Source organism: Psychrobacter sp. AntiMn-1 (assembly GCF_001854065.1).
Lineage (GTDB): Bacteria > Pseudomonadota > Gammaproteobacteria > Pseudomonadales > Moraxellaceae > Psychrobacter > Psychrobacter pacificensis.
Window position 1 is genome coordinate 94,136 of record NZ_CP012969.1, and the last position, 13,886, is coordinate 108,021.

General features: G+C 43.0%; 13 protein-coding genes. 3 read left to right on the forward strand and 10 right to left on the reverse strand.

What is annotated here, in order from left to right; translation table 11 throughout:
• Positions 1 to 187: 187 nt before the first annotated feature.
• Positions 188 to 313 (reverse strand): hypothetical protein, encoded by a 126-nt coding sequence (locus tag AOT82_RS14230; protein WP_257785220.1) that lies wholly within the window; start codon positions 311 to 313, stop codon positions 188 to 190.
• Between the two features lie 258 nt (positions 314 to 571).
• Complete coding sequence (locus AOT82_RS00400; protein ID WP_071001310.1) at positions 572 to 1,072, reverse strand: lactoylglutathione lyase family protein; 501 nt, start codon at positions 1,070 to 1,072, stop codon at positions 572 to 574.
• Positions 1,073 to 1,179: 107 nt separating this feature from the next.
• On the opposite strand from AOT82_RS00400, the gene AOT82_RS00405 reads away from it, so the two are divergent.
• Positions 1,180 to 2,049: a LysR family transcriptional regulator gene (locus AOT82_RS00405; protein ID WP_071001311.1), complete on the forward strand. Its 870-nt coding sequence runs from the start codon at positions 1,180 to 1,182 to the stop codon at positions 2,047 to 2,049.
• Positions 2,050 to 2,133: 84 nt separating this feature from the next.
• Here AOT82_RS00405 and AOT82_RS00410 read toward each other — a convergent pair whose 3' ends face one another.
• From AOT82_RS00410 to ppsA, 8 genes are all read right to left on the reverse strand, one after another.
• The gene (locus tag AOT82_RS00410) at positions 2,134 to 3,270 is read right to left on the reverse strand and encodes a glycerate kinase (RefSeq protein ID WP_071001312.1); all 1,137 of its coding nucleotides are present in this window, start codon (positions 3,268 to 3,270) and stop codon (positions 2,134 to 2,136) included.
• Between the two features lie 112 nt (positions 3,271 to 3,382).
• Positions 3,383 to 4,741, reverse strand: coding sequence for a GntP family permease (locus AOT82_RS00415; protein ID WP_093070987.1), 1,359 nt, complete (start codon positions 4,739 to 4,741; stop codon positions 3,383 to 3,385).
• A 327-nt stretch (positions 4,742 to 5,068) separates the two neighbouring features.
• Positions 5,069 to 5,308 carry a hypothetical protein gene (locus AOT82_RS00420; RefSeq protein WP_071001314.1) on the reverse strand — a complete coding sequence of 80 codons (240 nt, stop codon included), beginning with the start codon at positions 5,306 to 5,308 and terminating at the stop codon, positions 5,069 to 5,071.
• A gap of 320 nt (positions 5,309 to 5,628) precedes the next feature.
• Positions 5,629 to 6,135: a 50S ribosomal protein L9 gene (gene rplI, locus AOT82_RS00425; protein ID WP_071001315.1), complete on the reverse strand. Its 507-nt coding sequence runs from the start codon at positions 6,133 to 6,135 to the stop codon at positions 5,629 to 5,631.
• 20 nt (positions 6,136 to 6,155) lie between these two features.
• Positions 6,156 to 6,386 (reverse strand): 30S ribosomal protein S18, encoded by a 231-nt coding sequence (gene rpsR, locus AOT82_RS00430; protein WP_010198808.1) that lies wholly within the window; start codon positions 6,384 to 6,386, stop codon positions 6,156 to 6,158.
• 16 nt (positions 6,387 to 6,402) lie between these two features.
• On the reverse strand, positions 6,403 to 6,807 hold the full coding sequence (gene rpsF / locus AOT82_RS00435) for a 30S ribosomal protein S6 (protein WP_071001316.1): 405 nt from the start codon (positions 6,805 to 6,807) through the stop codon (positions 6,403 to 6,405).
• 265 nt (positions 6,808 to 7,072) lie between these two features.
• Positions 7,073 to 8,041 (reverse strand): RDD family protein, encoded by a 969-nt coding sequence (locus AOT82_RS00440; RefSeq protein ID WP_442965723.1) that lies wholly within the window; start codon positions 8,039 to 8,041, stop codon positions 7,073 to 7,075.
• A gap of 126 nt (positions 8,042 to 8,167) precedes the next feature.
• Positions 8,168 to 10,549, reverse strand: a complete 2,382-nt coding sequence (gene ppsA, locus AOT82_RS00445) for a phosphoenolpyruvate synthase (RefSeq protein WP_071001319.1) — start codon at positions 10,547 to 10,549, stop codon at positions 8,168 to 8,170.
• A gap of 596 nt (positions 10,550 to 11,145) precedes the next feature.
• Here ppsA and ppsR point away from each other — a divergent pair.
• Both ppsR and sthA read left to right on the forward strand, forming a co-directional pair.
• Positions 11,146 to 12,042, forward strand: coding sequence for a posphoenolpyruvate synthetase regulatory kinase/phosphorylase PpsR (gene ppsR, locus AOT82_RS00450; RefSeq protein ID WP_071001320.1), 897 nt, complete (start codon positions 11,146 to 11,148; stop codon positions 12,040 to 12,042).
• Between the two features lie 158 nt (positions 12,043 to 12,200).
• Positions 12,201 to 13,850, forward strand: coding sequence for a Si-specific NAD(P)(+) transhydrogenase (gene sthA / locus AOT82_RS00455; RefSeq protein ID WP_071001322.1), 1,650 nt, complete (start codon positions 12,201 to 12,203; stop codon positions 13,848 to 13,850).
• Positions 13,851 to 13,886 lie beyond the last annotated feature (36 nt).

The following is a 13,886-nucleotide window of genomic DNA, read 5'->3' on the forward strand; positions in this document are numbered from 1 at the left end:
TAAGCGGCTCGTAGTACTTGTAGTATATGTATTAAATAGAAATAAAGAAGGCCATGATAGCGATATCATGGCCTTTTCTATGCGTAGCAATAAGCCAACTCGATTATTGAAAAGGAATATGCTAGCTTTTTAATCCAAGCACGCGCCGTATAACGTCAGCGAAGCAATACAATGATTATTATAGGAATTAGCATTCTTTCCATACCGCTTGGCGTTTCTCAATAAAAGCATCAATCCCTTCACCCACATCGTCTGCCACCATATTGCAAGTCATGACCTCACTGGCATAGTCATAAGCGTCTTCGACACTCATATCCAGCTGCTTATAAAACATACAGAAGGTCATCTCTATCTAGAGTGGTGCCTAATTGAGTCATTTATCATCCTTGATAATGGGTTGGTTTATAGTTTTATATATAGCTGACTAAATAGTAGCATGGCTCATATTCTATACAATAGATGGAGCACATAGAAAGCGCATAAAAAAATAGCGCACTCAGGTGAGGAGTACGCTATTGGTTTTTCAGTTAAATATAAGCTAAATTCATACTAAGCTGTATTTATACTGAACCTAGTATGCGCCTTCGCTATAGATAAGCTCGTAGCTATGGCTATATATCTCGACGATGTTACCGAACGGGTCTTCCATATAGATCATGCGATATGGCTTTTCGCCAGGGTAGTAGTAGCGTGGTTTTTCCATACGTTTTTTGCCACCTGCGGCAACCATACGCTCAGCCAGCGCTTCAACGTTTGGGTCTTGGACGCAGAAGTGAAAAATACCTGTTTTCCAGTATTCAAAGTTATTTTCAGGGTTTTCCTGATTTTTAAATTCAAAAATCTCAACACCGATACGGTCACCAGTGGAGAGGTGAGCGATCCGAAAGCGGCCCCAACCAGCACCGAATACTTCAGTGCACATCTTACCAATCGGGCTGTCATCTTCAATAATCTCAGTAGGCTCCATGATGGTGTACCAACCCAGCACTTCAGTATAAAATTTTACAGCAGCATCTAAGTCAGGGACTGACAGACCGATGTGCGAAAAGCTTCTGGGATAAACGTTGTTCATAGCTTGTGCTCCTGTTTGCTGTACTCTTGTTTGACGTGAGGCCAGTATACAAACGCACTGTCATTATGTAAAATTATCAAATATTATAAAAATAAGTATGAAACGTAATGATTAATGTCACATGGCTACGCACTTTTTGTACGCTTGCCGAAGTTGGGCACTTTACTCGCACGGCTGAACGTCTATATATGACACAGTCCGGTGTGAGCCAACATATACGTAAGCTAGAAGAGCAGCTGGACACAGATTTGTTAATTCGACAAGGAAAGCAGTTCTCATTGACCAATGCAGGTGAGCAGCTTTATAAAGAAGCAGGCGAGATATTGCAGCGATTATCAAATTTAGAGCAGCGCATCAGTGAAGATCCGCCTTACGAAGGGCTAGTACGGTTGATGTCACCGGGTAGTGTGGGACTTAAGCTATACCCGCAGCTTTTGACCTTACAGCAACAGCACCCAAAGCTAGTGATTGATTATCGCTTTGCCCCCAATGCTGATATTGAGCAGGCATTGGCAAATCACGAGATCGATATTGGTTTTATGACGGACATCTCAGATGATGAAACGATTAGCTGCAAGCCTATGGCGCAAGAAGCATTGATACTCGTAACCCCTGCGACTACAGTAGAGCCGAGCTGGGAGCAGCTTATGGCACTTGGATTTATCGATCATCCGGATGGTGCCCATCATGCAGGCATGCTACTGACTGCCAATTACGAGCAATTCCAGCATATCAATGATTTTGAGAAAAAAGGCTTCTCTAATCAGATTGGTCTAATTTTAGAGCCCGTCAGCAGGGGAATAGGTTTTACTGTCTTGCCGGCGCATGCGGTGGCTGCTTATCCAAAGCCTGAGCTGATTAACAGTCATCATTTACCAGTTGCTGTTAGCGAAACGCTATATCTGGCAGTCAGACAACAGCAGGCACTTTCTAATAGAATGCATACGGTCATTAATGCAGTAAAAAAATGGCTATAGATATGTTGAGAGTGATAAATGTACAGCTAACAAAGGGTTTAATAACTGTACATTTAGTGAAGAAGGTTCATTGATAGATTGCGACTATCTCAAAGTCTGCCCAAGTTTGATACTTGCAGCGATATTAGCAGCAGTCGTTTCAATGTTGTTATAAGCAGAACCCAACACATTATCGATCGTATCTACTTTTTGGATACTTGGCATCACAACATTGAACTGACTGGTCTGAGCAGGTTTTAGTCCGTCAACACTGCCGCAGATAGCGATAACAGGTGTGCGGCTGGCCTTAGCGATTTGGCTGATACCACCAGCGACCTTACCCATGGCGGTTTGCGCATCGAGCTTGCCTTCACCTGTGATGACAAGATCAGCCTCTGCGATATGCTGTGACAGGTGAGCCACTTCGGCAACCGTATCAAAGCCTGACTTCAGCTGAGCTTTAAAGAACGTCATCATCGCATAGCCAAGACCGCCTGCCGCGCCAGCGCCTGCAACGTGTTGACAGTCTTCATAGCCATGCTGTCCACATATGGTCGCAAAGTGACTGAGCGCTTTATCCAAGGTATTGACTTGCTCCGGACAAGCGCCTTTTTGTGGGCCAAACACAGCGCTGGCCCCAAGCAGACCACAGAGCGGATTGGTCACATCACAAGCAACCTCAAATACTGTGTCTGATATCTTTGTATGAAGGTTAGTATTATCGAGTTTATGTAAGCTGGCAAGTGCGCCACCACCATGAGTGAGCAGACTGTCATTGATATCATGAAATGTTATGCCTAACGCCATTAGCATGCCAAGGCCTGCATCATTGGTTGCGCTACCACCCAGACCGATGATGATGCGTTTAGCCCCTTCCTCCAAAGCATCAGCAATCAGCTCCCCAACGCCATAAGTGCTAGCAACGATAGGATTACGCTCATCAGCTGTTAGTAGGTGCAATCCGCAGGCTTGAGCCACTTCAATAACCGCCGTCGCATTGGGCAATAACAGATACTTGGCGATGATTGGTCTCATCAATGGATCATGCACTCTGACTTCTTTCCAGCGCCCACCCAAGACATAAGACAATACCGCTGAGGTGCCTTCACCGCCATCCGCCATCGGCAATAATTTGTAATCAGCATCTGGAAACACTTGACTAAAGCCAGATTGAACGGCGTGGCAAACATCGAGTGCTTCTAGGCTTTCTTTAAACGAGTCAGGGGCGATCAAAATTTTCATACGGCTCTCTTTGAATATCTTAATGACACGATCATCGCAACAGTGTCGTGTTTTAAAACGTTTACTTAGCAATAATCAAATAAACGTATATATACGTACCCAATCTCATGAACTAGATAAACACTAGGGTTAACAACCAGATAAATACGATGCTAGTCACCCCTTGGATACCAGTGGCCATTGAGTGCGCTTTGTACGCTTGTGCCACGCTCATGCGACTAAACTGACTCACGATCCAAAAGAAGCTATCATTGGCGTGAGAGATCGTCATGGCACCGGCACCAATTGCCATCACACAGAATACACGGCCAAGCTCACTGTCCAAGCCAATTTGGTTCAACAGTGGGGCAACCATAGCAGAGGTTGTGACCAATGCCACTGTGGTTGAGCCTTGTGCTGTTTTTAGCGCAGCAGAGACGATAAATGGCATAAAAATACCTAAACCCAAGGCCGATAACGTTGAACCTAGATAATCGCCAATTGGCGTCACTTTTAGCATGGCACCAAATGCGCCACCAGCACCAGTGATCAGTAGGATAGGGGCTGCTACTACCAAACCTTGTGAGATACTATCGCTGATTTGCTGCGTTTTTTGCTCTGAATCAATCAATAAAAACGATAAAAACAAACCAATCAACAATGCAGTCAGTGGATTACCGATGAATATCAAAACCTCTGCTAGCGTACCACTACCGAACGGTGCACTTGGGAAATTGGCAACCGACGACAGACAAATTAATATGATAGGCACAATGATAGGTAAAAACGCCATTGTTGCTGAAGGCAGTTTGCTGTAGTCATCGCGTGTTTTTATGCCTTCAGGTAGGGTCGCTGCTTGAGCATCTGTGGCATTGATATTATCAGGCGTGGCATTAAGAAAGCGATTCGACCACCACCAGCCGGCCAATACGGCAACAGCCGTGACAACCACACCGACCATGATAACCAAGCCTAAGTTTGACTCTAGTCCTAAATTACCTGCCGCCGCGATTGGGCCTGGCGTAGGCGGGACAAAGGTGTGGGTAGCGTATAGGCCAGTAGCCAAGGCAATACTCATCGCGACACTTGATACATGTAAGCGCTCAGCCAAAGACTCTTTTAGAGAGTTCAAGATAATGTAGCCAGAATCACAAAATACAGGCACCGACACGACTGCACCAACGATAGACATGGTCAAGGTAGGGAAGCGTGGCCCCAATACTTTGATGACTGACTCTGCCATCACAATAGCCGCACCCGTTTTTTCGAGGATTAAGCCAATAATCGTACCAAACACAATCACAAGACCGATGTAGCCTAGAATCCCACCGAAACCATCAGAGATTGTCTTTGCGACCGTATTGAGCGGTACTTGGTAAAAAAGGGCGACCAAAAAAGCGGACAAAATCAACACTAAAAAAGGATGCCACTTCAATTTTGCGGTAGCGAAAATAATAAAAAGAATGGTCAGCACAAGCCAAAATACAATCATCACTGTCTCAATATGGTTTATATCTTAATGAATTATTCACGCAAACAGGCATCAATAACGATACGAAATTTTGAAGGGGCATATTTTATAGTAAATAGGCGCTATTAGGAAACACCTTTGGCAAAGAGAGGCTGTTTATTGAATGGTTATATAAAAATCTGCCAGTAATGAGGACGTCTTTCAGACGCTAAGAGTGGCTTATAAAATTGCTTGGAACGACCTTTTTAACCAAAAAGGACTGATCATGATAGTGAGCAGTCCTTGAAGACATTGCTGATTCCATCGATATTATAATTTTATGATGAGATGGTTCTATAAGTAATGAGGTCAAGCGATTTTATCAAAAAAAGCTTTATTGTCAGTAGCTATCGTAGAATCGAAGCTTACGTAAATACCTTTATCATCTAGCGTTGCATACCAGTGATCATCATCGCCGCTGGTCAGTATCTGAAAGTATTTGTCATTTACGATTCTACCTACCGTATAGATCTCACCCTCTGAATAGAAATCGTTACCTTTGATACAAAGTAGTTTATCGTCAGTGTTTATTTCATCAGTGCTGGTCATATTAAAGTACTCTATCAATGAATAGTATAAAAATAGAAAAATCTTTCTACTCGTTATGATGAATACAATTATATAGACAGTATCTTGTTGGTTGGTATAGCATTTTTAAGTGAGTTGTTGCAAATGGTTACTGCAAGATATCATGCTGAAAATAGTATTGAATACAGCTTTTAGTAATCGATTGATACTTACAAGGCATCAAGAAAACTCTGATGTAATGCGAAAGTATTACGATCACATGTATAAAATATCGACATAAAAAAAGCCAGCAACACAAGGTTACTGGCTTTTTTATAGACTGAGTCTAATTATCTAGAAGATTACTCTTCAGAATAATCTTCGTCAGCTTCTTCTTCGTCAGCTGAATCTTCGTTGTTACCATCTTCAGAAAGAATAGTAACTAAGATGCTAGCAGTTACGTCATGGTGTAGCTGAATATCAACATTGTATTCGCCAACTTGACGTAGTGTGCCTTCAGGTAGCTTGATTTCAGCACGGTCTACTTCTAGACCTGAGTTAGTCAATGCTTCAGCGATATCGCGAGTACCGATAGAGCCGAATAGCTTGCCTTCGTCACCTGATTTCGCACGCATGATAACATTAACGTCAGTTAGTGCATCAGCACGCTCTTGAGCAGTAGCGATCTCTTTTGCTTCTTCAGCTTCAAGCTCAGCACGACGTGCTTCGAACTTTTCAATGTTAGCTTTGGTCGCAGGTAGCGCTTTGCCTTGAGGGATAAGAAAGTTACGACCGTAACCTGGTTTTACATCGACAGTTTCACCGAGTTTACCAAGGTTGACGATACGCTGTAACAAAATAATTTGCATGAGTCATTCCTAGTTAGCGGTTAACCTTGATGGTTATCAGTGTATGGAAGTAGCGATAAATAACGAGCTTGCTTGATAGCAGTCGCTAGTTGACGCTGATATTTAGTAGACGTACCGGTAATACGGCTTGGTACGATTTTGCCATTATCACTAATGTACTGTTTTAGCAATTCAACATCTTTATAGTCGATGTGAGTGATGCCTTCAGCAGTGAAACGGCAGAATTTGCGACGGCGATAGAAACGTGCCATGAGTATTCTCCTTTAATTAGTCTTCACTGTTGTCGTTGTCGTCATTATCGTTTTCACGATTGTCTGGACGACGAGTAGTTGCTTTGCGTGCGCGTTTTTCATCGGCATTCTTGGCTAACTGCGACTCTTCAGTGATAGCTTCGTCACGGCGCATAACTAGACTACGAATGATCGCGTCGTTATAGCGGAATAATTCTTCAAGTTCAGCCAAAGTCTCGCCGTCAGTTTCGATGTTGAAAAGAACGTAGTGAGCTTTGTGAATCTTGTTGATTGGATAAGCCAATTGACGGCGGCCCCAATCTTCAAGGCGATGGATAGTACCACCGTTGTCTTGAACCAACTTGATATAGCGTTCAACCATGCCGACCACTTGGTCGCTTTGGTCTGGGTGTACAAGTAACACCAGTTCGTAATGTCGCATTATGACTCCTTACGGATTAGTAGCTATTAACCCTATGTTAATAGCAAGGAGATTTATAAGGTAAGCCCACGTTCTTAAAAATATAGTAAGAAATAAGCTTAGTTTATAAAGCGCCGTATTATAACAGCACTTGGCGCTTAACACAAAGGGTAATAACCAAGCGGCTGCCAATAAGATATAAAAAGATGGAAAATAAGCGTTACTCAATAAAAATGCTGCGATCTTGCGCAGCGTTTTTATCTGAAACAATATGGTGAATAAAATATTATTCAGATTTTGACTTTTTTACCAGTTGGCTACTGTCTGCTTTGACCACTAAAGTTTTGGCAAGTTTGTCATGCCAACCGATATTTTCAGGGCTTTTTGATGCCATGTAATAATGGATAGCAATAATCACAAAACCCAAAAAGCTAGTAAACGAAAACAGTAAATTATAGATAATAAACAACAGTAACGTACGTGTACCGACCAGCTTGATAAACGAGGGTAGACGATGTGTGGTCTGATCCACAACCCGAATACCAGTAATCAGTTTGCCTAGTGACTGCCCACGCATGATAATAAAAAGCAATTGCAAGGCGAACAAGCCAAAAACCATGACTTGCGACATCATGAGCGTACTGCTTGGAATGCTTTCCATCAACGACATTGAATATTGATAGGCAGCGTCCATATCTTGGATGTTTTGAAACTTGGTATAGTCTACATCCATTTTGGTCAGTGCCATTACTAATGGCAATATGGCCAATACGTAAAGCAGGCCGTTGAGCGCGGTTGCCAATATGCGTGACATAATCGGCGCAAGTACCACATCACCAATGACTTTATCATTGTCTGCGACCGTCTTTTTGAGAGCAGTTTTGTTTAATGAGACATTGTTGTGCGGCGTTTGATGGCGATTGGTCGTCATATTGGCCTTCACATTTTTAGAACGTTCAGGCTTGCCATATAGTCTATCTAATGATATTGAATTATTATCTTTAGTATTGCTGGTATCTTCAGGGAAGACGGTTACATTATTGATAATAGAATCATTCGCATCAGGAGTAGTAGCACCAGTCGGTCGATAAACCGTTTGATTATTGGTCACATTTCCTACGCGCTGCCACTGATCTAAGCCTTCATGCCAAATTAAATCATCAAGCAATACTTCGCCTGATGCCAGCATGATATTAAGCTGCTCCAGATTGTATGGACCAGCTTGTACGTTATTTCGAGCAAGGAAAATCTGCATAATTGCCTGCATAGTTAGTCATGTCTTAAGACATTATATTAGGGTCTATTTGAAAAAATCAAATAGACCCTAATAGTGGTATCTTTAATGACTGTGTGAGTTACCGCTGCGACTGAACGTAACGGTCTACTTTTCTTCGCCAGCTAGGAAGAACCAAGTATCTAGCACCGAATCAGGGTTCAATGATACCGAGCTGATACCTTGTTCCATTAACCAGAACGCTAGATCTGGATGGTCTGATGGGCCCTGACCACAGATGCCGACATATTTGTTTTGCTTACGGCAAGCGTCGATAGCCATAGTGAGCAATTTCTTAACAGCAGTGTCACGCTCATCAAATAGATGTGAGACGATACCTGAGTCACGATCAAGACCAAGCGTTAACTGAGTCAAATCGTTAGAGCCGATTGAGAAACCATCGAAGTACTCTAGGAACTCTTCTGCTAATAGCGCGTTGGTTGGTAGCTCACACATCATGATGATGCGTAGACCATTTTCACCGCGTTTTAGACCATTTTTCTCAAGTAACTCGATTACTTGCGCCGCTTCGCCAGTGGTGCGGACGAATGGAATCATAATCTCAACGTTGGTTAAGCCCATCTCATCACGAACACGTTTTAGCGCTTTACACTCAAGCTCAAAACAGTCACGGAAGTTGTCAGAGACATAACGGCTAGCGCCGCGGAAACCAAGCATTGGGTTCTCTTCTGATGGCTCGTACAGCTTACCACCAAGCAAGTTAGCATATTCGTTTGATTTGAAATCTGACATACGAACAATAACTGGCTGATCCATAAAGGCAACGGCTAGGGTTGAGATACCTTCAACCAATTTATCAACATAAAAGTCAACAGGTGAGGCATAGCCTGCGATACGCTCTTGAATGGCTTGTGAGATCTCACGTGGCAAGCTGTTCATGTTTAGCAGTGCTTTTGGATGCACACCGATCATACGGTTGATAATAAACTCTAAACGCGCAAGACCAATACCTTCGTTTGGCATCTGGGTGAATGAGAAGGCGCGATCTGGGTTACCAACGTTCATCATGACTTTGAATGCAAGCTCTGGCATAGACTCAACCGAGTTGGTCTGTACTTCAAAGTCAATCTGGCCTTCATAAATAAAACCAGTGTCGCCTTCAGCACAAGACGCAGTCACGTCTTGACCATCGACTAGCAGTTCAGTGGCGTTACCACAACCAACGATGGCTGGCACACCTAACTCACGCGCGATAATGGCTGCGTGACACGTACGACCACCACGGTTGGTGATGATGGCAGAAGCGCGCTTCATGATTGGTTCCCAATCTGGATCAGTCATGTCTGATACCAGAACATCGCCTTCTTCTACTTTGTCCATCTCGTTTAGGTGAGTAACGATACGGACTTTACCCGAACCGATGCGCTGACCGATTGAACGACCTTCACACAATACTTTTGCCCCAGTCGTGTCGATGACATAACGCTCCATGACATTGCTGTCTTGGCGACTCTTAACGGTTTCAGGACGTGCTTGAACGATAAAGATTTCACCGCTGTCACCGTCTTTTGCCCATTCGATATCCATCGCGTGGCCATAATGCTGCTCGATGGTTACTGCTTGCTTGGCAAGAGAGGTTAGCTCTTCGGTAGTCAAAGAGAACTGCATGCGATCTTGTTTTTCAACATCGACCGTTTTCACTGATTTTGCGGTGCTGCCTTCATCACCATAAACCATTTTCTTGTGTTTGCTGCCTAGGTTACGACGAATAACGGCAGGCTTACCATCAGCGAGCAGACGTTTTGAGATGTAGAATTCGTCTGGGTTGACCGCACCTTGTACAACCATTTCGCCAAGACCATAGCTTGACGTGATGAACACGACTTGATCAAAACCGCTTTCGGTATCCAGCGTGAACATAACACCAGCAGCACCAGTCTCTGAGCGCACCATACGCTGTACGGCAGCGGACAATGCCACACCTTCGTGCTCAAAACCTTTGTGTACACGGTAAGAGATTGCACGGTCGTTATATAGCGAGGCAAATACTTCTTTAATAGCAATTAGGACGTTATCAATACCGCGAATGTTCAAGAAGGTTTCTTGTTGACCAGCAAATGACGCATCTGGCAAATCTTCAGCAGTCGCAGAAGAGCGTACAGCAACAGCGATGTCTTCGCCGCCGCTCATGGTTTCGAACGCTTGACGTACTTCTTGCTCAAGATCTTTTGGCAATTCTTGCTCAATAATCCAAGTACGGATCTTTTTACCAGTCGCCGCAAGCTTATTAACATCATTGACATCCAATGTGTTTAGCTCGTTGTTGATTTTTTCTAATAAGCCTGTTTCTGTCAAAAAGCGATTGAATGCGTTTGATGTGGTGGCAAAGCCGCCTGGAACACTAACGCCTAAATCAGAAAGATGGCTGATCATCTCGCCAAGTGAGGCATTCTTGCCACCAACCATTTCGATGTCGTCTTTTCCTAGCTGATCAAGATTGATTACAAGTGCTGTAGATTGCGCTGCCATGATAACTCCAGAAAATAAGGTTATTTAGTAAAGATTATAACGGTGAATTATACCGCCATATTAGGAGGAATTCGAGGGGTTTTACCAAAAAACTTGTTAAAAATACACAAATTGTAGGATTTGCTACACAGAGTAAGGCCAGTCTAATCAAGTTTCGTATTTACTCAGATGAAAAATATCATTGCTAGTGACGATGTTATGCGCTTTCAAAAGCCAATTACTGCATAAAATAGACGTATTCAAATAAGCCATATTTAGAGTATTTTTATAATTTATGTTTCAATCTTATGTTTATATATAGGAAATGCTATAAAAAATGCCTTGATGAGAGGTGGATTGGTTATGACGACAAGATGAAAAACAATGTTGGTGCTAAGTGTACGCCTGTAACATTAATTTCTATTAACAAGCTAATATGCGTATAATGTAGCGGATAGATAAGTGATGCATATGGCTATATAAATATGCAATAGCAGCGCTGCCATCGTTCTGCATTTACAAGAGATAAGGCAGCCAAAGTTAGATAATTGCTATTAGATCAATACTAAAAATGAAATGAAGATCATTATTGAGCTTTCAACCGAGGTGTCAACGTTATGTACTCAAGCAATCCATCTGAACAAGTCAAGTCCACTATCCAAAATCGTCATGCGCTAAACTTGGACAGCTCACAAGCCATCAGAACGGCATTTTTTATCTCAGATGGCACCGCAATTACGGCTGAGACCCTCGGACGCGCTATTTTGAGTCAGTTTGCCTCGGTCCCTTTTGAGACAAGAGTGTTGCCATACGTCGATAGCTTAGAGCGTGCCGATGATGCCGTAGAGCAGATAAACATGGCGTATCAACGTGATGGGTCGTTGCCGTTGGTGTTTGATACGATCGTCAATCCAGAGATTCGTGAAAAAATCAATTCAGCACACAGCTGTAATTTGGATATGTACGAAGGGTTGATTGGCCGCGTTGCAGAAGAGACTGGCGTAGAGCCAGATGGTCATTCAGGTCATGCGCATGATGATGTCGACTCTGAGACATATAAAGAGCGTATCGATGCAGTCCATTTCGCCTTAGACAATGATGATGGCGCACGTACTCGTCATTATAATGCAGCAGATATTATTTTGGTGGGTGTGTCACGCTCTGGTAAGACACCGACTTCTCTATACTTAGCATTACAATTCGGTATTCGCGCCGCTAACTATCCTCTGACCGAAGATGATTTGTACGACAATCAACTACCAAAAGCGCTGCGTGACCATAAAGACAAACTGTTTGGTTTGCTCATTGATACCGATCGCTTGGTAAAAATACGCCAAGAGCGCCGTGCGGGCAGTCGTTACTCAAGTTATCAGCAATGCCAGCAAGAACAGCGCGCGATACAGGGAATTTATATCACGCATGGTATCCCAAGTTTGGATGTATCAGAGATGTCTGTTGAAGAAATCGCCACGCGTATATTACAGATGACAGGTCTTAAACGCCGCATTGGGTAATGGACTATTAATTTTATAATATGTAATCGTCATCAAGTTTGTAAAAAGTCTATTCATACCTTATGGTCAGTACAACTTTACTAAGCTGCTTGGATATTAAAAATATTAACTCGTGCACATAGATATTAATAGAGCAAACAATACATAAAGAGGACATGATGGTAAGTAAAAATATAAGTGACGCAACCAATGATACTGGTAAAGACGTCCATACTGAAGTATCGAATAAAACTAATGGTCGTTCGCCCAATCCTGAGCATACTGAAGGTAAAGACACAAAACAGAAAATCGAGCAGACTCATGAGCAGGTCACTGAAGATATCATGCATTACCCTGATCTCATCAACCCGCTTGATGACACTCGTATTGATATCAAATCTGGATTTACCAAAGATTCTCGTCGACTAAAAAGTGACGATCACGAGTATGAGTATGATGCGGTGGTTTTAGGTGCAGGTCCTGCTGGTGAAGCCGCTGCCATGAAGCTGACCAAGTCTGGTAAAAGAGTGGTCGTCGTCGATCCGCGTGATCAAGTAGGAGGTAACTCTACTCACGTCGGTACAATTCCTAGTAAAGCATTGCGCCAATCAGTATTTAACTTGATTAACTTCCGTCGCGACCCGATGTTTACCAAAGCGATGGAGTATAAGCAAGTTCCGCTAAATGAAGTATTGGCTAAGGCGCGTCAAGTAATCCGTCGTCAAGTCAGTACGCATACCCGTTTTTATGAGCGCAACCGTATCGAAGTTATTCAAGGTTGGGCAAGTTTTATTGACGCTCATACGCTGCGCATTGAAGTCGACGACAATATCTACGAAACTATTACTTTCAATAAAGCCATCATTACTGTCGGTAGTCGTCCTTACCGTCCTGATATTTTAGACTTTAAACATCCACGCGTTTTTGACTCTGACAAAATCTTGCAAATGGATTATGTCGTCAAAAAAATCATCATCTATGGTGCAGGGGTGATTGGCTGTGAGTATGCTTCTATTTTTACAGGACTTGGTTATAAGGTTGATCTTATTAACAACCAAGATCAGCTACTGAACTATTTGGATAGCGAAATCAGCGATGCGATCGCGCATGACTTTAGACAGTTCGGTGTGCTTATCCGTAGTAATGAAGAGATTGATCATCTCGAGACTCATGATGATTATGTGGTCTTGCACTTAAAGAGCGGCAAGCGCATCAAATCTGATGCCATTCTTTGGTCAAATGGTCGCTCAGGTAACACAGAAGGCTTAAACTTAGAAGCCATTGGGCTAAAAGCAAATAGCCGTGGTCAGTTAAAAGTAGATGATACTTACTGTACGGACGTCGACAATATTTATGCTGCTGGTGATGTCATCGGTTGGCCATCATTAGCCTCTGCTGCCTATGATCAAGGTCGCTGTGCTGCTGCCTTTATGGTCGGTGATAGTGATGCCGAGCCAGTATCTAGTGTCCCAACTGGTATCTATACCATTCCTGAAATCTCTTGTATCGGTAAAACAGAGCAGGAGCTAACGGATGAGAAAGTTCCGTATGAAGTGGGTCAAGCGTTCTTCAAACATCTGGCACGTGCCCAAATCATTGGTGAACGCTCGGGCGTATTAAAGATATTGTTCCATCGTGATACGTTAGAAATTTTAGGCATTCATTGCTACGGCAACCATGCTTCAGAGATTATTCATATTGGTCAAGCAGTGATGAAGTGCAAAAGCAACAATACGCTTGAGTATTTTGTAAATACGACTTTTAACTATCCAACGATGGCAGAAGCGTATCGTGTGGCTGCGCTTAACGGTTTGAACCGAGTATTTTAATGTTTAAAAATGACTCAAAGTGAAAGTGTCATATGT

Coding starts and splice junctions, on each gene's coding strand:
- AOT82_RS14230 (WP_257785220.1), bottom strand. CDS start 313: ATGAGTGTCGAAGACGCTTATGACTATGCCAGTGAGGTCATGACTTGC.
- AOT82_RS00400 (WP_071001310.1), bottom strand. CDS start 1,072: ATGAACAACGTTTATCCCAGAAGCTTTTCGCACATCGGTCTGTCAGTC.
- AOT82_RS00405 (WP_071001311.1), top strand. CDS start 1,180: ATGATTAATGTCACATGGCTACGCACTTTTTGTACGCTTGCCGAAGTT.
- AOT82_RS00410 (WP_071001312.1), bottom strand. CDS start 3,270: ATGAAAATTTTGATCGCCCCTGACTCGTTTAAAGAAAGCCTAGAAGCA.
- AOT82_RS00415 (WP_093070987.1), bottom strand. CDS start 4,741: ATGATTGTATTTTGGCTTGTGCTGACCATTCTTTTTATTATTTTCGCT.
- AOT82_RS00420 (WP_071001314.1), bottom strand. CDS start 5,308: ATGACCAGCACTGATGAAATAAACACTGACGATAAACTACTTTGTATC.
- rplI (WP_071001315.1), bottom strand. CDS start 6,135: ATGCAAATTATTTTGTTACAGCGTATCGTCAACCTTGGTAAACTCGGT.
- rpsR (WP_010198808.1), bottom strand. CDS start 6,386: ATGGCACGTTTCTATCGCCGTCGCAAATTCTGCCGTTTCACTGCTGAA.
- rpsF (WP_071001316.1), bottom strand. CDS start 6,807: ATGCGACATTACGAACTGGTGTTACTTGTACACCCAGACCAAAGCGAC.
- AOT82_RS00440 (WP_442965723.1), bottom strand. CDS start 8,041: ATGCAGATTTTCCTTGCTCGAAATAACGTACAAGCTGGTCCATACAAT.
- ppsA (WP_071001319.1), bottom strand. CDS start 10,549: ATGGCAGCGCAATCTACAGCACTTGTAATCAATCTTGATCAGCTAGGA.
- ppsR (WP_071001320.1), top strand. CDS start 11,146: ATGTACTCAAGCAATCCATCTGAACAAGTCAAGTCCACTATCCAAAAT.
- sthA (WP_071001322.1), top strand. CDS start 12,201: ATGGTAAGTAAAAATATAAGTGACGCAACCAATGATACTGGTAAAGAC.